We start from the raw sequence: 25,647 nt of genomic DNA, 5'->3' as shown, positions 1-25,647 counted from the left end.
CCCCCCCCTAAAATCCTTAAAAACCCCACTAGCCCCACCGCAACCCTTAGAATCGTTTAACTCTCAAACTAACTTCACTCCTAGAATCCTTTGCTAGCTTTTTAGATTTCTTACTTAATCCCAGAATCCATTTTTTGTAAAAACGCCGTTTTTAGCTCAAAACAAGCGAAGCGCTCGCCGTAGCCGATGTTTCTTTAGAAGTGTAAAGCTTCATGATATAGAATCCAAAAATACGCTAGATGCCTACTAGGCTGGAGTCGATGAATGATTGGGACTAGATTCTCGCATATATTGTGTCAAATCAGTATGTGAGAATCTAGTGAGTGTTATATGCAAAATGTGGATTATGGCAGCTAGATTCTAGGCTTTCTTGGTTTGGCGTTGGTTGTGATCCCATTTTCTTCGCAGAATCTAGCAAAGCTAGGCAAACTTACTTTCACACCATAGGTTTCGTTGATGGCTTTGATGATTTTGGGGTTTGAGGCGCCATTACTAATGCTTTGTTTGATTTCGGGTTTTATCGCGTTAAGGAATGCGAGAAGCTGCTGGTTTCTGTTTGGTTTTTGCTTTTTTGCTTTAGCTGTTTTAGCGAGAAATTCTTTTTTCTTCGCTTTGATTTCTTCGATTGTTGGGTAGATTTGTGCTCCCATTTGGACTCCTTTTGAAGTTAGATGTATAGTTAGGTTTGACACGCTAAAAAGTATAGTAAAATTTTCATAAAAATGCAAAATATTATGTAAATTTGTGTGGATTTTATATGTGAGTTATACAAAAAATACGGAGATTATTTGAGTGCAAATATGCACATAATGACACAGAAATTTTGACTATATGAGCATTATAAATGAGTATAGATAACAAGCTTTGTGGCTTTATACTAGATTTTGGCAAATTCTAGTAGAATGCGCTTTTGAATGTGCCTTTAGAGGTTATTTGTGATTTATGACTAGGAGTTTGCATGGATAGGATTATAAGCAGGGCTGTGGACTTTGTGGGCATGTGCTGTATGCTTGGTGTGTTTGTGGGTATGGTAAATGCGGAGTCTCTCCTGCAAGTCTCACAGACACAGGAGGTGCAGCAAGCCCAAGTAGTGCAACAGACACAGCCAGACCCCCGACTTGACCAGTCTATCCAAAATAAGCCAAACGAGCCAGAAAGCCCGATACAAAAGAGTGCAGCGAGCCTGCAAGATACGCAAAATCCACAACAAAATCTAAAAGAGGGAGTGGATTACATCGTGCTAAAAACCCCAATCCCCAACGCGCAAAACTCGCTTATCGAGGTGTATAGCTATGCTTGTCCATTTTGTTTTAAATACTCTAAAATCCTACCCCAGATCATGAGTGATCTCCCAGAATCTACTACGCTTCATCTCTATCATCTTGAGCAAAAGGGCGATTATGGTAAGCTCGCGAGCCAGATTCTAGCCGTGCTTATTGTCAAAGATCGCCAAGCGGGCATTGATATTCTTGATGAGCGCAAATCTGCATTCCAGCGAGCGAAAAATGCGTATTTCGACGAATATCATATACAGAGAAATCGCTGGAAAGATGGCAGGGACCCTGAAGGCTTTTTGCGAACAGGGCTTTTGGCAGCGGGCGTGAGCGAGCAGGAGTTCCAGCAAGCTCTCCAGACCCCAGAGGTTGAGGCGCTACTCTCCCAGTGGCAAGCTAGCTATGATATTGCTATTATCCAGGGTGTGCCGGCGTTTGTTGTCAATGGCAAATATCTCATCAAAACAAGCGAGCTAAAATCACTCGATGATCTAGGCGAGAAAATCCAAGCCCTACTTGGGCGCTAAGTTTGAGCGCTTTAGATTCTGTGATGAAATGTGTCAAGCTATCTGCAACATCTACACCAGAATCTAGCGCAGATGTTGATGTGGATTTAGGGCTAGATGCTAGCGTGCGTGCAGAATCTAAAATACACAATAACTCTAGCACTGATTTTGGCGAGTTTTTCTCTATGCTTGAGGGGATTTTGCGTATAGAGAATATGCGCGAGAAATACGACGCCTTTAAGCATTTTTATGAGGATTTTCGTAGTGGGCGCGTGCAATTTCACCACGAGTATCTGCAAGAAAGGCTCCGCAAAAATCCACTTGAGAATCCGCACACGCACATCGCGCCATTTTCTCCAGCGCCTGTGCTACCGGTAGCCAAACTACGCCAGAGGCTTAATCATGCCTCGTCTCAAAACCCCAGCCACATCTCTTGCAAGCATACTAATATCGCTCGCGCCCTGCATGCCATCGCGCATATCGAGTATAGTGCCATTACGCTTGCTTTAGATTCTGCCTATCGTTTTGTGTATTTGCCTGGTGAATATTATGCGGATTGGTTGCAGGTGGCAGATGAGGAGTTTGGGCATTTTTTCGCGCTAGAAAATCTGCTAGGTGAGCTTGGTGCGCGCTATGGGGATTTCCCCGTGCATGCCACGCTTTATGAGGCTATGTCTGCTACGCAAGAGAGTTTTATCTACCGCATGGGTGTGGTGCATAGGGGGCTTGAGGCTAAAGGGCTTGATGCAAATCCTTTTGTCCTTCAAAGGCTTCATGCACTAGGTGGTGGGCAGGATTTTGCGCTATACAAGGAGATTGATCGCGTGTTTGGCGTGATTTTAGCAGATGAAATTGGACATGTGAGTTTTGGTAGTCGGTGGTGGAGGTTTGGCATTGACGAGCTTACGCACGATACAAAGTCGCAGAATCTGCAAGAGCAAGCAGCGAATAGCGCGCGCGAGAATCTAGCTTGTCAAAATCCAGCCCCTGCGCATTTAGCTGCATTGCTTGGCGCACTAGATCATGCGGAGCTAGATTCTGGGGGATTGCGCGAGCGTGTGGGGGATATGGCATTGCATGAGCGAGCATTTCTGGGGCTGTGTGCGAAATTTCCACGCTTTAGTCTTTGCGGTAGGATTTTACACACACAAGCGAGATTGCAAGCGGGGTTTAGCCAAAGTGAGCTAGATGGGATTAAAGAGTTTTATGCCCTCATGTATCAATACAAGCTAGAGCCCCATGCTTAACCGGCATTTGCGTATAAAAGTTAAGAAATTATTAAACTTTTTAGGTTTAAAATCGTAAATCCAGTCTGTGGGAGCCAAGATCCCGCGATTTAAGCAGTTTATGAAGGAGTTTCATGCCTAGCCAGAATCTGCTCGCCCAATCTCAAATCATTCAGCCTCAAACACTCCACCAAGCGCCAATCCATGTTGAGCATGCGTATTTTGGTGTATTTATCTTGCTGATTTTCAGCTTTATCGCCTTTAATTACACGCTTAAAATCCAGCGTTTCATCTCACGCAAACTTGCACAAAAAAAGCGAGATAAGCTTAAGCTCGCCCCGTATGAGTGTGGTCCTGTGCCTATCAAGCAGAGCGCGAAAGTTTCGCACCATTTTTTCATCATCGCACTGCTGTTTGTGCTCTTTGATGTAGAAGTGGTGTTTATGGTGCCATGGGCTGTGGTGTATAAGGACTTTATCCAAAATCAGCTTGGTGGTTTTGTGTTTATCGAGATGATAAGCTTTATCTTCCTGCTAATGATTGGACTCGTGTATGCGTGGAGAAAGGGGGCATTGCAATGGCAAAACAGCTAGAATCGATAGGTGCGCCTATCGTGCTAGGCACGCTGGATAAACTGCTTAACTGGGGGCGGAGCAATTCGCTTTGGCCTATGACTTATGGGCTTGCGTGCTGCGCGATAGAGATGATGGCAACAGGCGGGAGTCGCTTTGACTTTGATAGGTTTGGGACGATTTTCCGCGCTTCGCCTAGGCAGAGTGATGTGATGATTATCGCTGGCACTTTGACCAAAAAGCACGCAGAATTTACACGCCGTCTCTATGACCAAATGCCTGAACCAAAGTGGGTTATCTCCATGGGAAGCTGTGCCAATACTGGCGGAATGTTTAATACCTACTCCACCGTGCAGGGCGTGGATAGGATTATCCCTGTGGATATTTATCTGCCTGGCTGTGCGCCACGCCCAGAGACATTGCAGTATGCACTACTTGTTCTTCAGCGCAAAATCCGATCGGAAAAAGCCTTGCCCTCCAAACAACGATCTGGGCGGGTGGTTTAGCTACGATTGTCATGGTAGTGATTGATTGAGAAAAGGAGCCAGTATGCCAGAATCCATATCCGCGCATAAAGATGTCCAAAAGCGTGCAACACACACGCCTAGATTCTACCAGCCTACTCACACGCCAAAGCTCCCTATGCAAGGCAGTGCCTATGAGGTTATCTATAATCATCTTATAAGTGCATTTACTATCCAAAATGCCTATATTGAGCTAGATCAAGCAGTATTTTGGGTGCGCAGCAGTGATATGCTCCCCGTGCTAAAAAGATTGCATGCGCTTGGCTATGAAGTGCTTAGCGAAATGAGCGTTGTTGATATGCTTGCGCGCGAGGGTCGTTTTGAGCTTTTTTACCAGCTTCACTCTCTGCAGGAGAGTTTTAGCAGTAAGCGGCGTGTGCGTGTGAAATGCTACATTGGCGAGCACGAGCAAGTGGATTCTGTCTCTTCTGTCTTTAAACTGGCACTTTGGAGTGAGCGTGAGATTTATGATATGTTTGGCATACATTTTTTAAACCACCCAAATCTCACGCGCCTACTCATGCCACGCGACTGGGTAGGGCACCCGCTGCTACGCTCTTATCCACTGCAGGGCGATGAGTATGCAGCGTGGTATGAGATTGACAAAATCTTTGGCAAAGAGTATCGCGAGGTGGTGGGACCCGAACAGCGTGATAGCGCGCGGGTTGATCCGGAGGATAGTCGAAGCTTCTCAAAGCTTGATGCCATAGGCGAGGAGGGCGAGGGACTTTTCATGGAAGCGTCTAAAGCGGTTTTTGTCAAGGATATCGCTCGGGCGAAAAAGACTTTGCTCCCTAAGCGGAAGTAGATTTTGGAAACTATGGTTAGCAGGGTGGAGTTAGCAAATTACAACGGGGCAGATTACTAGGAAAGGGTAGGCATGGGACAGCATTATACAAGGCTTCAACCGCAGTTTGAAAACATTAGCTTCGAGCGCGATGACAATACTATGGTGCTAAATTTTGGACCTCAGCACCCATCTACACACGGGCAGCTACGCTTGATTCTTGAGCTTGAGGGTGAGCGTGTGAAAAGAGCTACGCCAGAGATAGGCTACCTGCATCGCGGGATTGAAAAGCTTGCCGAAAATATGATCTACAATGAATTTATGCCAACTACTGATAGGCTTGATTATATCTCAGCTATTGGTAATAACTACGCGTTTGCCCATGGGGTTGAGACACTGCTTGGTCTAGAAATCCCACGAAAAGCCCAAGTTATCCGCACTACGCTTTTAGAGCTTAATCGCATCATCTCGCATGTCTTTTTCATCGCAGTGCATGCCATGGATGTTGGTGCTCTCTCAATGTTTCTTTATGCGTTTAAAACGCGTGAATATGGGCTGGATCTCATTGAAGAGTATTGTGGTGCGAGACTCACGCATAATGCTATACGGATTGGTGGCGTGCCGTTGGATTTTCCACCTGGTTGGCTGGAGAGCCTGGAAGCATTTCTTATCGAGGCGCAAAAAAGTGTCGAGCTTTTTGAGGGATTGCTTGATGAGAATAGAATCTGGAAAATGCGGCTTGAGGGTGTAGGGGCGATTAGCCAGGAGAGTGCGAAATCCTGGGGATTAAGTGGGATTATGCTGCGTGCCACGGGTATTGCCTATGATATCCGCAAAGAAGAGCCTTATGAGTTGTATGGCGAGCTGGATTTTAGCGTGCCAGTGGGGACTTGTGGGGATAGCTATGATCGCTATCGGCTCTATATGCTAGAGATTGCAGAATCCATAAAGCTTCTGCGCCAGCTCATCGCGCTTTATCCAAGTAGTGGTGAGCTTATGGCGCGCGCTCCAGAATATCTCTCTGCGCCTAAAGAAGAAATCATGACGCAAAATTACTCGCTTATGCAGCATTTTGTGCTTGTTACGCAGGGTATGCGACCGCCCAAAGGCGAAGTTTATGCACCTACAGAATCTCCGCGTGGCGAGCTTGGATTTTTTATCCATTCGCTTGGCGAGAGCTATCCGCAGCGCGTGAAAATCAAAACCCCAAGCTTCGCGCATACGGCTATTTTGCAAGAAATGCTTGAGGGTGCATATATCGCAGATATCGTAACGATTGTGGGATCGTGCAATGCGATTTTTGGTGAAGTGGATCGATAGGAGACAGCATGAAGCGATTTGATTTACGACATTTGCATGGTGAGTTTTATGATCGTATGGGCGAGATTATTGCGCGCGAGCTTGGATCTGGTGAGGTTGGGATATTTCTCTTTGAGATTGATGATTTCTCGCATGTAGCTAGGAGCGCGCAGTTTGTGAGCGATCTGGGCTATGAGGTGATGAACTCTTTACGCTTCAATCACCGCGACTGGACGCTTGTTATGCGTAAGTCAAGCCCCACCCATGGGTCAGCCCCAAAATCTAGCATAAATTCCGCTGCAAGCGAGAGTGTATGCTAGGAGAATGTGTGAGCCAAAGCATGCAAGCGCGTATCGCGGATAGTGATGTGCTGCTTGTGCTTGGTGAGTGCTGGAGCAATCTTGCGCCCATGCTTGAGCTAGATTCCCAGCAAAATCCTGCTTCGCAAGTTGTTTGTCTGCACCCTGTTTTTGATACAAGGCTAGCAAGAGCGGATTTAAGTTCTCCAGAGTTGTTGCAGCAGCGGTATGAGATTGGTGCGGAGCTTGGCGTGGTGGTGTTGCTTCTTAAGGCATTGGAGCCGCATTTGTCGAGTTTTCAGTGGTTGCCAGAGTTTCTTCGGGGATTTCTTGATGAGCTTGATGTGGGGCATATCGCTTCAGAATCTTCGCTCGCAGAGGAGGAGCTGGAGGTGATTGCGCAGATTCTAGCGCATGCTAAATGCGCCTCTATCATAGTGGGCGCAAGCTTTTTTACTCACCCGCATGCAGAGCTTATTGCCCACACGCTATGCACTATAGGGCAGCTTGGTGGTATAAGGATTATCCCGCTTGACTATGATAGTGCTATTTTGCCTGCACTAGAATCTAGCGCAAATTCACTGCTAGAATTTGGATTAGATTCTAGTGATGTGGCGGAGATCCTTGGGCTTTTGGCAACGATTGAGGAGGCAAACGGCGCGTATGTGTATTGCTCGCTGCTACCGCAAGTTAATTTAGTGGCAGATTCTGTTCGCATGCTTGAGAGAGATTCTCTACCTGTGCTTTTTGCGAGCGCTGGGTTTTTGCGGCTTATGAAGCTCGCGCCAGATACACAGGCAAACTTGTATCTAGATCCTATGCTAGAATCCACATGCACTATCACCTGTCGCATTGTCCAAGCTCCATATTTACAAGGCGCGCTTGCTGTGCTTGATATGGCGCATTTGGCACATGAGCACCCGGAGCTTGCTGGGCGCTATCCATTTATCAAGGCGCATTTTGCGCAGACAGATTCTGCCACACAAGCTTTAGGGCAAACTTTAGGGAACGGGGGTCATCATGGCTGAAGTTACAATCACCATCAATAACCAAAAAATCCGCTGTGAGGAGGGTGCGACGATTGTCGATGTCGCCAGAGCGCATGGAATCTACATTCCAACGATCTGCTACTTAGGAGGCTGTTCACCTACACTTGCGTGCAAAATGTGTATGGCAGAGAGTCCTGATGGTAAGCGTGTCTATACCTGCAACACCAAGGCAAAAGATGGGCTGGAGCTTTTGACTAATACCCCCCAGATCCAGCGCGAGCGCCAGATGATTATGCAAACCTATGATGTTAATCACCCGCTGGAGTGTGGAGTCTGTGATAAAAGTGGTGAATGCGAGCTGCAAAATCTTACCCTCTACACTAAGGTTGCGCACCAGGACTACGCTCTGCCTGATGATGAGAAGCATGAAAAATCATGGGCACAAGCACTCTATGACCCAAATCTTTGCATTGTGTGTGAGCGTTGCATAACGACTTGTAAGGATAACATCGGGGAAGCCAAGCTAAAAGCTGGCAAAGCCGACTTACATGCGCCAGACTCCTATAAAGATTCTATGCTAAAAGATCCTTATAGTGTGTGGAGCAAGAAGCAAAAATCGCTTATCGAGTTTGTGGGCGATTCACCATGCTTTGACTGCGGAGAGTGTATTGCTGTGTGTCCTGTGGGCGCACTCACTTACAAAGACTTCAGCTATAGTGCCAATGCATGGGAGCTGCAAAAAACACCAAGCACCTGCGCGCAGTGTGCCATGGGCTGCCATATTGTTTATGAGAGTCGTCATCACAATGCCAAGGGCGAGCACAAAATTTTTCGTGTGAGCAATGATTTTCACTTTGCGCCAATCTGTGGGGCAGGGCGCTTTGGGTTTTCTGTGTTTTCACATGGGGCAGGGCGATCAAAATCGCAGCTAGAATCTATTCAAGCAGGCTCTGGTAGGATAGATTCTAGTGTGGGAGAATCTAGTGAAAATAGTGCAAAATCTGGCAATTTAGCCACTTTTCTTGCTCACCCTGACGACAAATCTCAGTGTGCAGATTCTGCGCATTATGCCCGCGCTCTACGCTTGGGTGAAAATATCACAAATGAAGAAGCTATGATTGCTCAAGTCGCTAGCGAGTGCTTCTCTCTAGAGCTTTATAATGAGTCTGCACGCGCCTATCAGCGGTTTCTCCCCTATCTTAGACTTAATCACACGCTAGAGGAGCTTAAGAGCTCTAGTGCCATTATCGCGCTTGGCTGCCCGGTGCGTCTGCATGCTCCACTGCTGCAATATGCGATCAATAATACAATCCGCATAAAAAAGGGCGTGAAATTCTACTACATGCACCCATTTGGCGATGCGCTTTTAAGCTCATTTTCCCGCTCGATTAAACACATCGCCTATGCACCAGAATCTAGCGAGCTTGCCCTTGGTGCGCTACTCCTTAGTCTAAAGAGTGCGCTAGATTCTGCTATCGCAGAGAGCCCCAACGCTAGCGCACTCCAACATCAGCTTGCAGTATTGCTAGAGCAGATTCTTGCAAGTGCGATTGTCCAAGAACCAAACATAGAGGCTAATGCAGCAGATTCCGCGGGTCCTGCTATTGAGAGCGCAGAATCCCCAGAATCTAATCCCCAGTCTGCTCCAAATCCTGTGTGCTATGCTGCACTTTCGGGGATTGACATGGAATCGCTTAGCGAGCTTGCAGGTATCAACCTCTCTAGCGTGAGCCTGCTTGTTGGGCAAGAGATAATGATGAGCGCGCTAGAATCTTGTGCTATTGTCGCAGCTCTCCAGCTGCTTGAGCTTTGTGGCGTGCGTGTATTTATTATCCCTGCTGGTAGCAATACTGCTGGGATTGCTAGGATTTGCACACTCCACCCAGACCCAAAATACGCCCCAGAATCTAAACAATCTCATGCTAAACATGCCTGCGATGAGCGTTTGCTGCATACAATTGGTATCCGCACGCAGGGCGATGTTGTGTGGGATTGTGCCTGGAGTGTGCTTGATGAGCATTTGCCTAGTGGTGTCCGCACGCTTATTGGGCTAGAATCTAGCCCAGATGTCGCGCTTCCAAGCCACCAGCAAATGCAAGGCAGTATGACAAATTTCGAAAACCGCGTGCTACCACTAGTGAAGGTGCGCGACTATCAGGGTGATGATTTGGCGAGCATATTGCATAGGGATTTGTCGCAGTTTGTGGCGACTAAGAGAGCTATGGCTCTTATGGAAGGGGCAGATTCTGCACGATATCCAGAGATTGTGGCACATTTTTCGAGCTTTACAAGTCTTAGTGATTTCTCCCTCGCACTGCCACGGGAGAAAGGCTTTAGCACGCTAGATTCTGGTAGTTTGCCAAATTTCTATACACAAGGCGGGGAAGATCGTAGGGGCTATATGCTTGGGGTGATTTGTGATAAAGAGCTTGCGCCTGTCGCGCCCCTAGGGGCATGCCAGAGAGTGCTAGATCCTACCAATACCGCCGTATCAGCGCCCAATGCGTTTATCTCCTACCCGCAAAATCTCTTTGGCATACAAAGCGCGCTTGATCCAAATATGCAGCAAAAAGATGGATTCTACACATCAAAAGCACACTTTGATGCGCTTGGGCTGCGCTTAGGTGAAGAGATTATACTTGTGTGTGAGCAGGGCGGGCAGGAGGCTTGTGAGCTACGCGCTAGGGTGTATGTTGATTATGCGCTGGTGGGAGATGTGTGGCTTATTAGCCCGCTGATTGTCCAAGAGCTTGGTTTGCGTATTGGGGAGTATTTGCAAGTGAAGCGAGTGCAGGCAAATACCCAAGGGCTAGATTCTAGCGATGTGGTAGAATCTAGCCTAGAATCCAGTCTCTTGGCAGGCGAAGGTAAAAGCCTAGAGCAAGGAGTGAAAGCATGAGTGAGTTTATCATTGAAACTTGTATTAAAATCCTTGTCGTTGTGCTTGTATTCTCATTTCTTGGGGGATTTGGGACATATCTCGAGCGCAAAGTGTTAGGGTTTTTCCAGCGAAGACTTGGACCGAGCTATGTGGGACCATTTGGGCTCTTGCAGTTTTTGGCTGATGCGATAAAGCTTTTTACCAAAGAAGACATCTGCCCGCAAAATGCTAATAAAATCATTTTTATGCTTGCACCTGTGATTGCGATGATGAGCGCGTTTGTAGCGATGGCACCTATCCCGTTTTTTGGCGAGTTTGAGCTATTTGGCAGGACGATTTCTCCTATCATTTCTGATATCAATGTCGGGCTGCTTTTCTTCCTGGCTGTTGGGGCGGCTGGAATCTATGCGCCATTGCTTGCAGGGCTTAGTTCCAATTCTAAATTCTCTCTCCTTGGTGCTATGCGTGCGTGTATCCAGCTTCTAAGCTTTGAGGTGGTTTCTACGCTTAGTATCCTGCCTCCACTTATGCTTGTGGGCTCGCTTTCGCTTGTAGCGATGAATGACTACCAAGCAGGTGGTGTGTTTGATTGGCTGTTATTTAAACAGCCTTTAGCATTCGTGCTATTTCTCGTAGCAAGCTATGCCGAGCTTAACCGCACGCCATTTGACTTACTCGAACATGAAGCTGAAATTGTCGCTGGGTTTTGCACCGAGTATAGTGGGCTAAAATGGGGAATGTTTTTCCTTGCAGAATATGCGCATTTGTTTGCTTTTGGCTTTGTGATCGCGCTGATTTTCTGCGGAGGTTATCAACCTCTGTGGTTTATACCAGGTGGAATCGCTATTATCCTTAAGGTTTGCTTTTTTGTTTTTCTTGCGATGTGGGTGCGTGCGACATTCCCGCATGTGCGCCCTGACCAGCTTATGAGCATGTGCTGGAAAGTGCTTATGCCTCTAGCGCTGCTAAACTTGCTAATTACTGGCATTATTTTGCTGTTTTAGGAGTGAAATATGAGAGAGTGTTATACCCAATTACCACCACGCAAAGAGCCTAAAACCCCGCTCGCTCGAGTAGGCAAAACGATAAAAACCACCTGTGGATTGGATTTGTTTAAGGGATTATGGCTTACGCTTAAAGAGTTTTTTAGCAAAAAGGTTACAATTCACTATCCAGCAGAGTATATCCCGCTTTCTCCGCGCTACCGAGCTGTGCATAGTCTCCAGCGGCTCCTAGAATCTGGAAATGAGCGATGTATTGGCTGTGGGCTCTGTGAGAAAATCTGCACGAGTAATTGTATCCGTATCATCACGCATAAAGGTGAAGACAAACGCAAGAAAATCGACTCCTATACAATAAATCTCGGGCGCTGTATTTACTGCGGGCTATGTGCGGAGGTGTGCCCGGAATTGGCGATTGTCATGGGGAATCGTTTTGAGAATGCCAGTCTTGCGCGCGCGCAATTTGCGCCCAAGTCTTCGCTCCTGCGCCCAGAGCATGAAGCCAAATCACTTAGCCAAGTGGAGTTTAGCGGGTTTGGCAGTGTGAGTGTGGATGCGGATTCTAGGCTTAAACCAACGCCTATCGTGTGGGAGAAGCCCCTAGCCCCAGAATCTAGTGTGGAGCTTCCTGCCACAGAGCCTCCTACAAAGTCTAGCACAGATTCTAGCGCGCAAGTGGCACCAGAATCTACAAATCCAGCGAGTCAGCAAGGTGTGTCTATATAACAAGGAGGAGATATGTTTGAAGCCATAGCGTTTTATTTTTTTATGTTTTTAACCATTGTTATGTTTCTCATCGTCGTTACTACAAGCAATATTCTCTATGCGCTAACCGCTCTGGCAAGTGGCATGATTTTTATTTCAAGCTTTTTTTTCCTTTTGGGGGCGGAGTTTTTAGGCGTAGTGCAAATTGCTGTCTATACAGGTGCAGTGGTGGTGCTTTATGCCTTTGGGCTGATGTTTATTGACTCCATGAGTTTGGTGCGTGAGCGGCATAAGGGCGATATTCGCATAAGCGTGATGATTATTGCTATTGCACTGCTACTTGTTATGCTTCTTTGTGCGCCAGCCTATGAGACCACAGCCACCCAGGCACTCATGCTAAAAGAGCCGGATATGGCTATTACTGAAAATCCAAATACCTTTGCAGTGGGGCAGATTCTCTTTGGGCGCTATGTGCTAGCATTTGAAGCAGTAGGCGTGCTGCTACTTGTGGCGCTTATCGCAGGTGTAGCGCTTGGTATCCGCACACGAGAATCTACAGAATCCATATCGCCAGATGCTAATAGCAACTCTAGCACGACATCAGCACTAGATTCTGGTGCAAAATTTGATACGCAATCTTCTATAAAGGCTCATTCATGATGACCCCAAATACCACGCTTATCACCACGCAATTTGGTCCATATCTTAGTATATATGACTTTTTAATCCTTAGCGTGATTCTCTTTAGTATTGGACTCTTTGGCATGCTGCGTAGGAAAAATATCCTTATGTTGTTTCTCTCAAGCGAGATTATGCTAAATGCGCTCAATATTGCCTTTGTCGCGGTGGGGACGATGCTAGGGGACATGGGCGGGCAGGTATTTGCGCTTTTTATTATCGCGCTTGCTGCTAGCGAGGTGGCAGTGGGGCTTGGGCTCATGCTACTATGGTATCGCAAGCAAAAATCCATCGATATCGACAAACTTAGCACGATGAAAGGATAGGGCATGAGTGGCTGGATAGATTCTGCTGGGGTTAATGTGTTTAGTATGCTTTTGCTTACTGCGCTATTTGCCCCACTGCTTGGTGCGATTGTGGCAGGAGCGTTTGGCGGGAGGGAGAAATGTGTCCTTATAGGCTGGTTTGCAAGCTTTTGCATAGGGATATCGCTACTTGCAAGTGTGGGGCTTGGGATTTGCGCGCTACATGGGGTGAGCTTCTCTACGACACTATTTGAATGGATAGGGGTGGGAAGCTTTCGCGTGGAATTTGGCTTTAGCCTTGATAGTATAAACGCGGTAATGATTGTTGTCATTAGCTTTGTGTCGTTGTTTGTGCATATCTATTCTATCGACTATATGGCACACGATCGTGGCTTCAATCGATATTTCAGCTTTCTAAGTGGCTTTGTGTTTTCGATGATGTTTTTGGTGCTAAGTGATAACTTCTTGGGGCTGTTTGTCGGCTGGGAGGGTGTGGGGCTATGCTCGTATCTGCTCATAGGATTCTGGTATGAGCGCTCCAGCGCAAATGCTGCATCTATCGAAGCTTTTGTAAGCAATCGAATCGCTGATCTTGGTATGCTGCTTGGGATTTTTTTGGTGTTTTACAGCACAGGGAGCGTCAAGTATAGTGAAGTCTTTAGTGCAGCTATAGTATCGCCTAGCATTCTTAGCTGGATTGGGATTTTGCTTTTCATCGGGGCGATGGGGAAATCCGCGCAGTTCCCACTGCATACTTGGCTTGCTAATGCTATGGAGGGTCCTACGCCTGTTTCTGCGCTTATCCACGCTGCGACTATGGTAACTGCTGGAGTGTATCTTGTTGTCCGTGCGCATCCACTCTATGCGCAAATCCCTCAAATTGGCGAATATATCGCTTATCTTGGCGCATTTGTAGCGATTTTTGCTGCTTCCATGGCAGTGGTCAATACTGACTTGAAGCGCATTATCGCCTACTCTACGCTCTCCCAGCTTGGTTATATGTTTGTCGCTGCTGGGCTTGGGGCATATTGGATAGCGCTCTTTCATCTTTTTACGCACGCATTTTTTAAATCGCTACTTTTCCTAGGTGCTGGGAATATCATGCACGCTATGCGCGATGGGCTTGATATCACGCGTATGGGCAAGCTTGCGCGCCCACTCAAATATACAATGCTTCTCATGCTAATTGGTAATCTCGCTCTTTGTGGGATTCCGCCATTTGCTGGGTATTTTTCCAAAGATTTGATTCTGGAATTTAGCTTTAATACTGAGTACAAGATTCTTTGGGGTGTGCTGGTGTTTGGTGCATTTTTGACAGCATTTTATAGCTTTCGGCTTTTTATGCTGGTATTTTTTGCACCAAAGGCGCACAATGCCTATGCCATAGAGCACCCACATGAAGCGAGCAAGACCATGCTTTACTCCATGCTACCACTCGCGCTGTTAGCGATTATCGCAGGGTTTTACTATGATGAGCTGCTCGCTATGTTGCAGTATATTAAGCCCTTTAGTATGCCACATGGAGATTTAAGTGCGATGAGTCTCGCGGGGATTGCGCTTGGGGTGGCGACTCTTGGGATTGTGCTTGCAGTGGTGCGCTATGGGTGTGCGTGCAAATCTCGTGTGTGTAAAACCACAGAATCTAGCAAATGCAGACTCCACACACTCCTATCGCACCAATACTATATCCCAGCACTCTATCATCTTATTTTCTCGCGTTTTTTTGGCTGGCTTTGTAGCTTGGCGTGGCGATTTGAGCGAGGAGTTTTTGAGAAAAGTATGTATGCGGTGGGTGTGCTACTTCTCTGGCTCTCACGCCTGCTAGCGAGAATCCAAAATGGTAGCCTTACAAGCGCACTTAGGCTTATGGTCTTTGGTGTGCTAATTATGTTGCTGGGGCTTAGCGTGTTTGTGCTAGGAGGTATGTAATGGAATATATGGTAAGCGTTATTATTTTTTTCCCGCTGATTGCAGGCGTCATGGCGGCATTTTTGCATGATGGGAGCGCGAAGCTTTTTGGCGTGATTTGTGCTGGCATTGAGCTTGGACTTGTATGTGCGCTGTGGTTTGGGTTTGATACTACACAAGGTGGCATGCAGTTTGAGCATAGTTTCGCGCTTATCCCTGCATTTGGTGTGTTTTATCATGTGGGAATTGATGGCATGGCACTAGTGCTTATCGCGCTTTGTGCTATTATCGCGCTACTTAGTGTGGTGTTTTTGCGTGGTGTGCGATCCATGGGGCATTTCATCGCAAGTGTGCTTCTGCTAGAATCTATTCTCATAGGCGTGTTTAGTGCGCAAAATCTTATGCTTTTTTATGTGTTTTGGGAGCTTTCGCTTTTGCCAATTCTCTATATGATTGGCGTTTGGGGTAGTGGTGATCGCGTGAAAAGTGCGTTGAGCTTCTTTCTCTATACATTTTTTGCCTCGCTTATCATGTTGCTTGGAATTTTATATTATGGGTTTTTGTTTTTCTTGCAGCATGGGCGATTTAGCTTCGAGCTTGCCGATTGGCTTGCGCAGCCGCTACCGCCAAGCTACCAGATGTGGCTATTTCTGGCATTTTTCTTCGCAATCGCAGTGAAAATTCCTATTATCCCTTTTCACGCATGGTTACCACGCACCTATGGAGATGCGCCCATAATTGGCTCGGTGTTTCTTTCTGCGCTTTTGCTAAAAATGGGGACATACGCACTTGTGCGATTTTGTTTGCCGCTGTTTCCAGATGCGAGTGTAGAATCTAGCTCATGGATCTTGCTGCTGGGGCTTGTGATGATTATCTACGGCGCGATGCTTGCCTATGCGCAAAAAGATATGAAGCAAGTCATCGCTTATAGCTCGCTCTCTCATATGGGGGTAGTTGTGCTCGGGGTGTTTTCTTTCACGCTGGTTGGTCTCTCTGGAGCAGTGTTTATGATGTTTGCGCATGGGATTGTGGGCGCAGCACTCTTCATGCTTATAGGCAGTATAGAGGAGCGCATAGATTCTCGTGATATTAGTGCGATTTCTGGGATAGTGCGCGTGGCACCTGTGTTTAGCGCGGTATTTGCGCTTGTGATGATGGCAAATGTCGGGCTACCACTTAGCATAGGATTTGTAGGTGAGTTTTTGAGCTTGCTTGGGATTTTTGCTAGCCACCCTATCATTGCGCTTCTGGGCGGGCTTACGATTATTCTCTCTGCGGCATATATGCTGCATTTATATAGGAAAGTGTTTTTAGGTGTAGGGGGCGCAAATCTCGCGCGATTTAGTGATTGCGATTTGCGTGAGCGATTTGTCTTTGGTGTCTTTAGCGTGCTTATTATCGTGCTTGGAATCTATCCTAAGCCCCTACTCACACCTATCGAGTTAGGCGCACAAGACTCGCTTCACCTTGCTGCTTCGCGTGCGCAGAGTGAGAGCGTGAAAGCTGTATTGCACGAAGGCTTGGATTCTCAAGTGGATTCTGGGCTTGGTGCCACAGAATCCAAGCTAGATTCTAAGGCAGACTCCCTTTCCGTGGATTCTGCGCCACAGAGCGGCGCAAGATCGAGCACGCATAACCCCTATGCTGGAGGACGCCATGAATAATCTAACACTTGTTAGTCTGCAATTTGGCTCGATTGCTCCTAGCCTTGTGCTTATTGTCGGTGCGCTTGTGCTGCTGCTTATCAATGTGTTTGCACGCGCGTTTGACTCCGCCCAGCGTCTGCTCAATGTCGCGCTTTGCTCCATTGCCTTGCTGCTTAGTATGATTGCTAGTGCATATTTGCAGCCTGGCGAGGCATTTTTCACGCTCGTGCATATTAGTGGCTTCACGATTCTTGCCCAGCTGACTATGGGGCTCTGTGCGCTGGTGTTTATCGTGCTTTCTTTTGGTGGAGGTGCTTGTGGCGTAGATTCTGGTTGCGCGATTGCATGGGCTAGTGATGATAGGGGGTTTAGAGTAGGGGAGTTTTATCCGCTGTATCTGTTTATGGTTGCGGGATTTGATCTTATGGTTTCAAGCCAGAATCTCCTTGTTATTCTCCTTGGTCTAGAGATTGGCTCACTCTCACTTGTCGCACTTATCGCATTAAACCAGAATCTAGCCTCCATAGAAGCAGGCGTGAAGTATTTTGTGCTCAGTGTGCTAGCGAGCGTGCTTTATATTGCTGGGGTGCTATGCTGGTATATTGCAAGCGCGTCTTTTGATTTGGGTGCATTATATAACGCCATGAGTATGGGCTCTTATCTTTCAGGCTTTGCTATTGTGCTTGGGATTATATTTATGGTCGCAGCGATTGGGTTTAAAATCTCTGCAGTGCCATTTCACTCATGGACACCAGATGTCTATCAAGGCTCAAGCGCGATTATGGCGGGTGTCATTTCTATAATCCCCAAAATCGCTGCTTTTACTCTGGCAATCAGTGTGTTTAGTCTTTTTGTTCAAAGCAACTTGCAGTGGCTTGTTTCCTATGTGCTTTACCCGATTATTGTGCTTTCTGTCACACTACCAAATATCGCAGCACTCGTGCAAAAAGATATCAAGCGTATGCTTGCCTTTAGTTCGATTTCACATTCTGGCTTTGTGCTAGCTTGTATTCTTATCAATACGCAAATGAGCCTTAGTGCGTTATATTTGTATTGGATTCTCTTTGTTGTGAGTAACCTTGGCGCATTTGGCTTATTGGCTAAGACAAATTTCGTCAATACACCAGAATCTAGTGCGATTACTTGCGATAAGCTTGCAGGTGTAGCGCGCATAGCTCCAGCCTATGGCGTGCTAGGGGGGATTTTCTTCATCTCGCTTGCTGGGATTCCGCCATTTGGGCTATTTTTCGGGAAAGTTGGCGTTGTGATGAGTGCGTTTAGTTTGGACTATGTGTGGCTAGGGGGGATTTTGCTTATCAATAGCGCGATTGCGGTATTTTACTACCTGCGACCTGTGGTGGCGATGTATTTTCAAACCCCAGCTAATTTTGCCAGACTCTCTCAAGAAGTGCATAATGCTAGCGAACAATGCTCGCAGAGCTCGCCTAAATCTTTTGGTGGATTTTACTTTAGTGCAAATACTTTTGCCAAAATCCTGCTCTGGGGCTTGGCGATTGCGTGCTGTATTAGCATTTTTATGGTTCAATTCTTGCTTGATTTTATAGGGCAGTATGTGGTTGGGGCGTATTGATAGCACTAGTGCTTAGGCTGTGTATGCTTCAATCCCCTTGAACCAAAATAGCTAGAAAGTGCCAAGAGGGTGGCAGAGAGTGGATTATAGAGTATGAGAATATATCGGGTTTTTGTATTGCTTGGTGCTATGGTGGCAGGCATTGGCGCGTTGGAAATTTCCACGACATTTGGCAAGGAGGCTGGGCAGGATTTCTCTGTGCTAAGCTTGCGCAATGATACGCCATTTGCATGTGCAGAAGTGCTAGATGCCTATGGCAAGGCGATCTCCATAGAGTGTAAAATTTCCAGAATCCCCGATCGTGGATTTCCTGGGCTGGAGAATAGCTTTTTCCGCTTGTCGTATAAGATGATTGATGGGGATTTCTGGCTTTATGTCTATCCCAAGCACCAGCAAAAGCTTTTTGCTATCCCAAAAGATCCAAAAGAGGGCTTTAGTCTTGATAAATACCCACAAAGAAGCGCGCATTTATGGCAGATTGTAGGCTATAAAAAAATAATCCCATTTCTCTCGCAAGAAAACTACAAGCAGGGATTGCTTTTTCCAGTAAAGATTTTGGGCGAACAGACTCCTATAGTCCCTGAGCTAAACACCGACAATCGTCCGCTCCAAGCTACGAAAAACAGGGATTTCGAAATCTATTCACATATCAAATCTGTTATGGCACAGCAGGATTATATCGGTGCGATTACCGAGATAAACGAAGCGCTTATGCAAAATCCAGATTCTGTATTTCGCCGTGATTTGACTTATAATCGCATTATTGCTAGTTCAAAACTTGATCTCGAGGATCAAGAGCCGCTTATAGAGTCAGCGCTTGATTGGGTGCGGCGATATGCCTCCGATCCTGATGTGCCAGAGATTTTATATATCCTTGCCGAAGCATATTATAAAGAGAGCAATCCCGCAGAAGCAGAATACTACTACAAGCGTATCTTAAACGAATACCCAGAATCCACATTTTCACCCCTGGCGGATATGCAGCTAGCCAAGCTCGCGAAGCTTAATGCCCCTACACATGCCCGGATTTACTTCCAGCGCGCTTATACAGAGGCGAAAGATATCCCAAGTGCGAGTGAAATCGCACTGGAGTGGGCGATATTTGAACTAGAGCAGCAGAATTTCCAAAGCGCCAAGGAGCTGATTTCTAAAGTGCTGCAAAATTACCCAAGGTTTTTCTTGGATTCTTTGGGGCTGACAAAAGAGCTTATCGACTCGCTTGTAGAGAATGAACAATACGCAGTCGCTGCCTCTGTGGCAGAGTATCTAAGTGCGAATACCAAGGAGATGGACTTTAAGGAAGAGCAGCTTTTTATGCTTGGGGATTATTATGCTAAAGCACAGGATTTTGAGCGTGCGCATGAAGCCAATCAGCGCTATCTTCAAGCCTATGCTGAGGATAAGCCCCCTCGCTTTCAAGATGTCCAAGACCGCGATGATGCGATACTTTTTGCCATTGAGGGTGGAGATGAGGAGAAGCTTAAGCACTATGCCTATCTTATGTCAAAATACCCAGATACCGAGGAAGCCACAAAGGCAAAGGAGCTAAGCGCGAAAATCTTGCTGCAAAATGGCAAATATCAGGAAGTATTCGCCCTCTACAAAGATGATAAGCAAAGCCCCTATCGCCAGCAGGCGCTTGATGCATTACTCAAGGAGTCTGTCGCTGCCAAAGACTGCAAGCAGCTAAATCGCCAGCTTATCCAAACTACAACTTACAATCTCTTGCCAGAGGAGAGGGTATTTGCTTTTGACTGCGCTGATGAAGCAGGGCTTAATACAATCGCCAAGCAGCTAGCCCGTGGTATGCCAGAATCTAGCAAAAGTGATCGCGATCGTCTCTTGTGGCTTTATAAAAGTGCGGACAATCTCTACAAGCTTGGCGAGTATCAAACAGCCTCGCTTGCTGCGCGTGATGCGATGAAGCTTGCTGCTAGCCAGAAAGCGCACTATGATGTGGCATTTACGCTTTTTAGGATTTTACAGGCATTGGATTCTAGGAGTGAGGCAAAGAAGACTTTGCCATTTTTACAAGAGCATTTTCGTGATGATGAGCGTATGATTCCTGTGTATGCAGCGCTTCTGGGCTATGCGATTGATGAGAAAGACAGCATGAGTATAGAAGTGTATGCAAATGCCATTATCACATTGCAAAAGCGCCATAAAAGCGATGAGTTTAGTCCTTATGCGGAGTTTGCTTTGGCAAATGTCCTACGAGAATCCAAGCGCTATGAGCAAGCCATCGCACTGCTAAAGCCACTAGAATCTAGTAAAATCACACAAGAAGAGCGAGCGCAGCTCTACTACACGATCGCAGGACTATCGCGCACAAAGGGCGATCAAAAAGCCGCCCTTGGGTATTTTGAGAAGTGCATAAAGCTTGAGGGACACAATGAATGGAAAACCCTTTGTCAGCAGGCAAAAGATCTCTCCATGGAGAAGCCAGAGGGAGCCAAACAAGGATCTTCTGGGGATTCTGCTCAAGGTGCCCAAACAGCGCCAAGTCAAGCAGAATCTAAACCAGAATCCTAGCGCCAGAATCAAATTTCAATGAGAATCTGGCGACCAATTTCATCACACCATAAGGAGTTTGCATGGATATGAGTATTTTTCGTGAGTATGATATACGCGGGATTTTTGAGGAGAATCTAACAAAACAAAGCGTGTTTGGTATAGGGGCACTGCTGGGGCAGCGGATTCTATCTGCTGGCGAGTGTGCAGTGGCGATAGGCTATGATGCGCGCACGCATTCCCCCATACTCTATGAGTGGCTAAAAGATGGTTTCATGGCTAGCGGGGTGGAGGTGTATTTCATGGGAATGATTCCAACGCCCGTAGCGTATTTTGCGACATTTCATGAGATAGATTCTGGTGTAAGCGCTATCAAAAGCTCCGTGATGATTACGGGCAGCCATAATCCCCCCCAGTATAATGGATTTAAAATCACCATTTCGCAAAAGCCCTTTTATGGCGAGCAGATAAAGGCGCTTGGGGTGGAGCTAGCAGGGCTGCTGGAGCAGGGTAAGCTCGCTTATACTGCCTCTAGCGTGCAAGCAAAGCCCCTCAATGCGTTGGAGGCATATCAGGATTTTCTTGTAGCACATTTTAAAAAGCTTGAAGGGTTTCCTTATGAAGTGGTGTTTGATTATGGTAATGGCGTGGGGGCAATTGGGCTAGAATCTGTGCTTGCACGACTTGGGATAAAGCATGTGAGCTTGTATGAAACGCCTGATGGCACATTCCCAAATCACCACCCAGACCCAAGTGAGGAGAAAAATCTCGCCGATATCAAGGCTACAATGAAAGCGCATAAGATTCCCATAGGCATAGCATTTGATGGCGATGCAGACCGCGTGGCGCTTATGAGCGAGAATCACAACTACAAAGGCGATGAGATGGCAATACTCTTTGCCAGGGACATGGCTAAGAGTATTGCGCGACCTATCGTCATAGGGGAAGTGAAATGCTCACAGGTGATGTATGATGAGATAAATGCCATAGGTCAGGCAGTGATGTATAAAACAGGACATAGCAATCTAAAAACCAAGTTAAAAGAGCTGAATGCGCATTTGGCAGCGGAAATGAGCGGGCACTTGTTTTTTCATGATCGGTATTTTGGCTATGATGATGCGCTCTATGCCGGACTGCGTGCGCTAGAGCTGTTTGTGGATTCTACCCCTGCACAGATAGAATCCGCCATAAATGCTCTGCCCAAGCTCTATTCTACTGATGAGGAGAAGATTGCTACCACAGAAGAGAAAAAATTTACACAGATTACTGCGTTGAAATCTGCCCTAGTCAATCCCCCAAGTAGTTTTCCGCATATCCGTGAAATCATTGATATTGACGGGGTTCGTGTGGTATTTGATGAGGGGTGGGCGCTGGTGCGTGCAAGCAATACTACACCTGTGCTGGTAACGCGCTTTGAGGCTACTTCGCAAGAGGCGCTTGCACGATATAAGGATCAGGTGCTTTCTCTGCTGCAGGGCTTGAACTAGGTAAAAAAGCGGGATAAATGCGAGTGGAAGTAACTGAAATCGGCTAAAACACTTGATTTTGGGATACAAAATGGCTACAATAAATCCGCTTTAAATTTCACTCTAAAGGAGATACGATGAATAAAGCAGAATTTGTTGAGCTTGTAAAAGATGCTGGAAAGCTTCCTAGCAAGAAAGATGCAGAAGTTGCAGTGAATGCTTTTATTGCTGCGGTAGAAAAAGCACTAAGCAAGAAAAAAAGCGTAGAGCTTGTTGGATTTGGTAAATTTGAAGCTGTTATGCAAAAGGGTAAATCTGGTAAGGTTCCTGGAAGCAGCAAAACTTATAAAACAGCTGATAAGTATGTGCCTAAATTTAAACCAGGCAAAAGCCTGAAAGATCTCGTAGCGAAAAAATAACTCGCTATCTCCCCGGATCCTAGCTTAAGATTTGGGGTTTGGGGTTTGTCCCCGTAGCTCAGCAGGATAGAGCGTACGATTCCTAATCGTAAGGTCGTGGGTTCGAATCCCGCCGAGGACACCACTTTTACTTTTTGCTTCTTTAATTCTTGTGTTTTACTCCCTTTTTTGTATTGCAGCTAGGTTTGTATTTTAGATTCTGGTTTTGGTGTGTTTGTGGTGCTGTTGTTGTTCTGGCTGCAAATATTTAGGAATATTTTTTGCTTTGGTTCTGTTAGGAAATTTTCGTGGAGTATGACATGGATAGGGTTATTGAGAGAAAATGGAGTTTTCACATTATTGCTTTGGCTATATTGTGCTTGTTTGTGGTGCTTGCAGCTTCACCACTCAAGGCTGAAGAGGGAAAATTTACCTATGGACTTGATCGAGATGCCATAGCCCAGCAAGGTGCGCAGTATGATGACAATAATCTCCCGCCACCCTCGCAAAATCCAAATCTCGCTATCAATAATGAAAATGGCGAGAATCTACCGCTTGATCCAAACGACCCAAATTTCATGGGAGGTTTAAGTGGAAACCTGCAAGATTCCAATCTCCTACCTCATCAATATCCTCTAAGCGACAGGCTCACAGCACCAGATATCCCTACAGCCCAGCTCAATGCAGCGATTGATGCAGCGAAGAAAAACGACTTTGTTACAGCCTTTGGATTGTTTAAAAAAGCCTGTGAGGGTGGGAATCCATCAGGTTGCTTTGGGCTTGGGACAATGTATGTCGCAGGTAAGGGTGTAGATGTTAATCTCGAGAAAGCCCAGCGATATTATGAAATGGGCTGTTCTGCAGGTGATCCCACCTCATGCACTAATCTTGCCATGCTCTACAACGACAAAACAAATGCGAGCAAGGACGACAAAGAGCTTGCCGTGCAATTTTACATCACTGCATGCCAGGGTGGTGATGCGATTGCTTGCAACAATTTGGGCTTCATGTATGCCAATGGCGATGGTGTGAATAAAGATTTTTTCACTGCGATTCGCTACTACAAGCTTGCATGCAATGGCGGCAGTAATCTAGGCTGCTATAACTTAGGTCTCATGAGCAACACTAAAAATATTTATGGTAAAAATAAGCATGCTCTCTCGAAAGCCGACCTAAACTATGTTGCCTGTAATGCTGGAGATATCAAGGGCTGTGCAAATCTTGGCTATATGTATGCCAATGCCCTAGAAGGCGTGCCTTTAAGCTATGCCTATGCGGCAAAATACTTCAAAATGGCATGTGATTCCGCTGATGTGAAAAGCTGCAATAATTTGGGTGTGCTCTACCAAAAGGGGCTGGGTGTTACGCAAAATACAAGCTACGCGCTTGATCTTTATGCCTATACTTGTAATGCAGGCTTGCAGCAAGGCTGTGATAACTACAGAATCTTGAAAAAAGATTTGGAGATAAACCCACACCCCACTTACAACATTAAACCACAGCCATCAAAAAAGCCGCCATTTTATAAACGCTAGATTCTGTTGCTGTGTGAACCTTTTGCGTGGCAATCCATGGGTTTGTGATTTGCTGTCGCGCATGGGGTGTATGGATATTGCCATTATGGTATGTGCGCGATTGTTTATAGCGCACATAAATTGTAAAAATTATCAAAAATACCTGCGAGATTTTCCAAAACATTACACTACTTGTTGTATAATCTCCGCCTACCCAATAATAAGGAGAAAACATGGGACAATACATTGAGCTAACAAAGGACAATTTTGATGAGGTAACAAAAAATGGCGTAGCGCTTGTGGATTTCTGGGCGACTTGGTGTGGTCCTTGCCGCATGCTCTCCCCTGTGATTGATGAGCTTGCTGGGGAGTTTGAGGGCAGAGCGGCTATTTGCAAAGTCAATACTGACCAGGAGCAAGAGCTTTCTGCAAAGTTTGGAATCCGCAGCATTCCTACGATTTTGTTCATGAAAAATGGCGAGATTGTCGATCAAATTGTGGGTGCGACAAGCAAGGCTGTTTTAGCAGACAAAATCAACGCACTTCTATAGGCTTCTATATAAAGATTCTATCAGCATTTCAGGTGTTTGAGTTTCCCCCTGGTGGGGGACTAGGAGATTTTATGATAAATTTAGCGATTATTGGTGGTGGTCCTGCGGGGCTTTCAGCTGGATTGTATGCTACGCGTGGTGGGATTAAAGATGTTGTTTTGTTCGAGAAAGGTATGCCAGGTGGGCAGATCACTGGGAGTAGTGAGATAGAGAACTACCCTGGGGTGAGCGAGATAAAAAGCGGGCTGGATTTCATGGAGCCATGGCAGGAGCAGTGTTTTCGCTTCGGGCTAAAGCACGAAATGCTTGCGGTTAAGCAAATCACCAAAAGTGGTTCACACTTTGTGATACACCACGAAGATGGCAAAACGACAGAAGCAAGATCTGTGATCCTAGCCACGGGTGGTCGTCCCAAGCGTATAGGTGTAACTGGAGAGGATACATTCTGGGGGCGTGGTGTTAGCACCTGTGCTACCTGTGATGGATTTTTCTATAAAGACAAAGAAGTTGTTGTTATCGGTGGCGGTGATACTGCATTGGAAGAGGCAATCTATCTCACCAAAATGTGTGCTAAAGTTTATCTTGTGCATAGGCGAGATGGCTTTCGTGCTGCACCTGTAACAATCGAGCATGCCAAAGCTAATCCTAAAATCGAATTCCTAACTCCCTACATACCCTTAGAAATTAAAGGCGACAATACAGGTGTAACAAGCATTGTTATCGAGCATACCCAGAGTAAGCAGACGCGTGAAGTTGTCGCGCCAGGTGTTTTTGTGTTTGTAGGTTATGATGTCAATACTCAAGTCTTAGCCCAAGATGATGGCTCTATGCTCTGTGCGTGCGATGAGTATGGCTCTGTTGTTGTTGATCTCTCGATGAGGACAAATATTCCAGGACTCTTTGCTGCGGGTGATATTCGTATCAATGCGCCAAAGCAAGTCGTCTGCGCTGCGAGTGATGGAGCTACTGCTGCATTGCAGGCAATCGCGTATTTGGATTCTGTGCATTAGGATTTT

Annotated in this window: 23 protein-coding genes and 1 tRNA gene; 23 read left to right on the top strand and 1 reads right to left on the bottom strand. The window is 46.3% G+C overall.

The features are described 5' to 3' along the window. Positions 1–353 precede the first annotated feature (353 nt). Positions 354–650 carry a TraK family protein gene (locus Q0171_RS05980; protein WP_299327760.1) on the bottom strand — a complete coding sequence of 99 codons (297 nt, stop codon included), beginning with the start codon at positions 648–650 and terminating at the stop codon, positions 354–356. A gap of 308 nt (positions 651–958) precedes the next feature. Between Q0171_RS05980 and Q0171_RS05975 the strand changes: the two genes are divergently transcribed. The 23 genes from Q0171_RS05975 to trxB all read left to right on the top strand — a co-directional run bounded on the left by Q0171_RS05975 (position 959) and on the right by trxB (position 25,641). Continuing rightward, positions 959–1,801, top strand: a complete 843-nt coding sequence (locus tag Q0171_RS05975; protein WP_299327758.1) for a thiol:disulfide interchange protein DsbA/DsbL — start codon at positions 959–961, stop codon at positions 1,799–1,801. Positions 1,802–1,803: 2 nt separating this feature from the next. Further along, positions 1,804–3,027, top strand: a complete 1,224-nt coding sequence (locus Q0171_RS05970; protein ID WP_299327756.1) for a DUF455 family protein — start codon at positions 1,804–1,806, stop codon at positions 3,025–3,027. Between the two features lie 113 nt (positions 3,028–3,140). Further along, positions 3,141–3,599 (top strand): NAD(P)H-quinone oxidoreductase subunit 3, encoded by a 459-nt coding sequence (locus tag Q0171_RS05965; RefSeq protein ID WP_299327754.1) that lies wholly within the window; start codon positions 3,141–3,143, stop codon positions 3,597–3,599. Continuing rightward, positions 3,584–4,084 (top strand): NADH-quinone oxidoreductase subunit B, encoded by a 501-nt coding sequence (locus tag Q0171_RS05960; protein WP_299327752.1) that lies wholly within the window; start codon positions 3,584–3,586, stop codon positions 4,082–4,084. The genes Q0171_RS05965 and Q0171_RS05960 overlap by 16 nt, the downstream gene beginning before the upstream one ends. 43 nt (positions 4,085–4,127) lie before the next feature. Continuing rightward, positions 4,128–4,910, top strand: coding sequence for an NADH-quinone oxidoreductase subunit C (locus tag Q0171_RS05955; RefSeq protein WP_299327750.1), 783 nt, complete (start codon positions 4,128–4,130; stop codon positions 4,908–4,910). A 72-nt stretch (positions 4,911–4,982) separates the two neighbouring features. Beyond that, complete coding sequence (nuoD, locus tag Q0171_RS05950; protein ID WP_299327748.1) at positions 4,983–6,209, top strand: NADH dehydrogenase (quinone) subunit D; 1,227 nt, start codon at positions 4,983–4,985, stop codon at positions 6,207–6,209. Between the two features lie 8 nt (positions 6,210–6,217). Next, positions 6,218–6,508: an NADH-ubiquinone oxidoreductase subunit E family protein gene (locus tag Q0171_RS05945; RefSeq protein ID WP_299327746.1), complete on the top strand. Its 291-nt coding sequence runs from the start codon at positions 6,218–6,220 to the stop codon at positions 6,506–6,508. An 8-nt stretch (positions 6,509–6,516) separates the two neighbouring features. Next, positions 6,517–7,515 carry a hypothetical protein gene (locus tag Q0171_RS05940; protein ID WP_299327744.1) on the top strand — a complete coding sequence of 333 codons (999 nt, stop codon included), beginning with the start codon at positions 6,517–6,519 and terminating at the stop codon, positions 7,513–7,515. Next, complete coding sequence (locus Q0171_RS05935) at positions 7,508–10,375, top strand: 2Fe-2S iron-sulfur cluster-binding protein (RefSeq protein WP_299327742.1); 2,868 nt, start codon at positions 7,508–7,510, stop codon at positions 10,373–10,375. Before Q0171_RS05940 ends, Q0171_RS05935 begins: the two co-directional genes overlap by 8 nt. Beyond that, the gene (nuoH, locus tag Q0171_RS05930) at positions 10,372–11,361 is read left to right on the top strand and encodes an NADH-quinone oxidoreductase subunit NuoH (RefSeq protein ID WP_299327740.1); all 990 of its coding nucleotides are present in this window, start codon (positions 10,372–10,374) and stop codon (positions 11,359–11,361) included. The genes Q0171_RS05935 and nuoH overlap by 4 nt, the downstream gene beginning before the upstream one ends. Before the next feature lie 9 nt (positions 11,362–11,370). After that, the gene (gene nuoI / locus Q0171_RS05925; RefSeq protein ID WP_299327738.1) at positions 11,371–12,084 is read left to right on the top strand and encodes an NADH-quinone oxidoreductase subunit NuoI; all 714 of its coding nucleotides are present in this window, start codon (positions 11,371–11,373) and stop codon (positions 12,082–12,084) included. Positions 12,085–12,096: 12 nt separating this feature from the next. Then, entirely contained in the window at positions 12,097–12,723 is a 627-nt protein-coding gene (locus Q0171_RS05920; RefSeq protein WP_299327736.1) for an NADH-quinone oxidoreductase subunit J, read from the top strand. After that, positions 12,723–13,067 (top strand): NADH-quinone oxidoreductase subunit NuoK, encoded by a 345-nt coding sequence (nuoK, locus tag Q0171_RS05915; RefSeq protein ID WP_299327765.1) that lies wholly within the window; start codon positions 12,723–12,725, stop codon positions 13,065–13,067. Before Q0171_RS05920 ends, nuoK begins: the two co-directional genes overlap by 1 nt. A 3-nt stretch (positions 13,068–13,070) precedes the next feature. After that, a complete protein-coding gene (nuoL, locus tag Q0171_RS05910; protein ID WP_299327734.1) occupies positions 13,071–14,975 on the top strand; it encodes an NADH-quinone oxidoreductase subunit L in 1,905 nt (634 codons plus the stop codon). After that, complete coding sequence (locus Q0171_RS05905; RefSeq protein WP_299327732.1) at positions 14,975–16,618, top strand: NADH-quinone oxidoreductase subunit M; 1,644 nt, start codon at positions 14,975–14,977, stop codon at positions 16,616–16,618. The genes nuoL and Q0171_RS05905 overlap by 1 nt, the downstream gene beginning before the upstream one ends. Further along, positions 16,611–18,191 (top strand): NADH-quinone oxidoreductase subunit N, encoded by a 1,581-nt coding sequence (locus Q0171_RS05900; RefSeq protein ID WP_299327730.1) that lies wholly within the window; start codon positions 16,611–16,613, stop codon positions 18,189–18,191. Before Q0171_RS05905 ends, Q0171_RS05900 begins: the two co-directional genes overlap by 8 nt. Before the next feature lie 93 nt (positions 18,192–18,284). Continuing rightward, positions 18,285–20,723, top strand: coding sequence for a tetratricopeptide repeat protein (locus Q0171_RS05895; RefSeq protein ID WP_299327728.1), 2,439 nt, complete (start codon positions 18,285–18,287; stop codon positions 20,721–20,723). 68 nt (positions 20,724–20,791) lie between these two features. Further along, positions 20,792–22,189 (top strand): phosphomannomutase/phosphoglucomutase, encoded by a 1,398-nt coding sequence (locus tag Q0171_RS05890; RefSeq protein WP_299327763.1) that lies wholly within the window; start codon positions 20,792–20,794, stop codon positions 22,187–22,189. 116 nt (positions 22,190–22,305) lie between these two features. Beyond that, positions 22,306–22,587, top strand: a complete 282-nt coding sequence (locus Q0171_RS05885; protein ID WP_299327726.1) for an HU family DNA-binding protein — start codon at positions 22,306–22,308, stop codon at positions 22,585–22,587. 47 nt (positions 22,588–22,634) lie between these two features. Next, a tRNA-Arg gene (locus Q0171_RS05880) sits at positions 22,635–22,711 on the top strand. 163 nt (positions 22,712–22,874) lie between these two features. Next, complete coding sequence (locus Q0171_RS05875; RefSeq protein ID WP_299327724.1) at positions 22,875–24,101, top strand: tetratricopeptide repeat protein; 1,227 nt, start codon at positions 22,875–22,877, stop codon at positions 24,099–24,101. Between the two features lie 212 nt (positions 24,102–24,313). Beyond that, positions 24,314–24,631 (top strand): thioredoxin, encoded by a 318-nt coding sequence (trxA, locus tag Q0171_RS05870; protein ID WP_299327722.1) that lies wholly within the window; start codon positions 24,314–24,316, stop codon positions 24,629–24,631. Positions 24,632–24,702: 71 nt separating this feature from the next. Further along, on the top strand, positions 24,703–25,641 hold the full coding sequence (gene trxB / locus Q0171_RS05865; RefSeq protein ID WP_299327720.1) for a thioredoxin-disulfide reductase: 939 nt from the start codon (positions 24,703–24,705) through the stop codon (positions 25,639–25,641). Positions 25,642–25,647: the final 6 nt, after the last annotated feature.

It is taken from the genome of uncultured Helicobacter sp. (assembly GCF_937906905.1).
Taxonomy (GTDB): Bacteria; Campylobacterota; Campylobacteria; order Campylobacterales; family Helicobacteraceae; genus Helicobacter_B.
The sequence above is the reverse complement of the archived record's forward strand: the minus strand, read 5'-3'. Positions and strand labels throughout refer to the sequence as shown.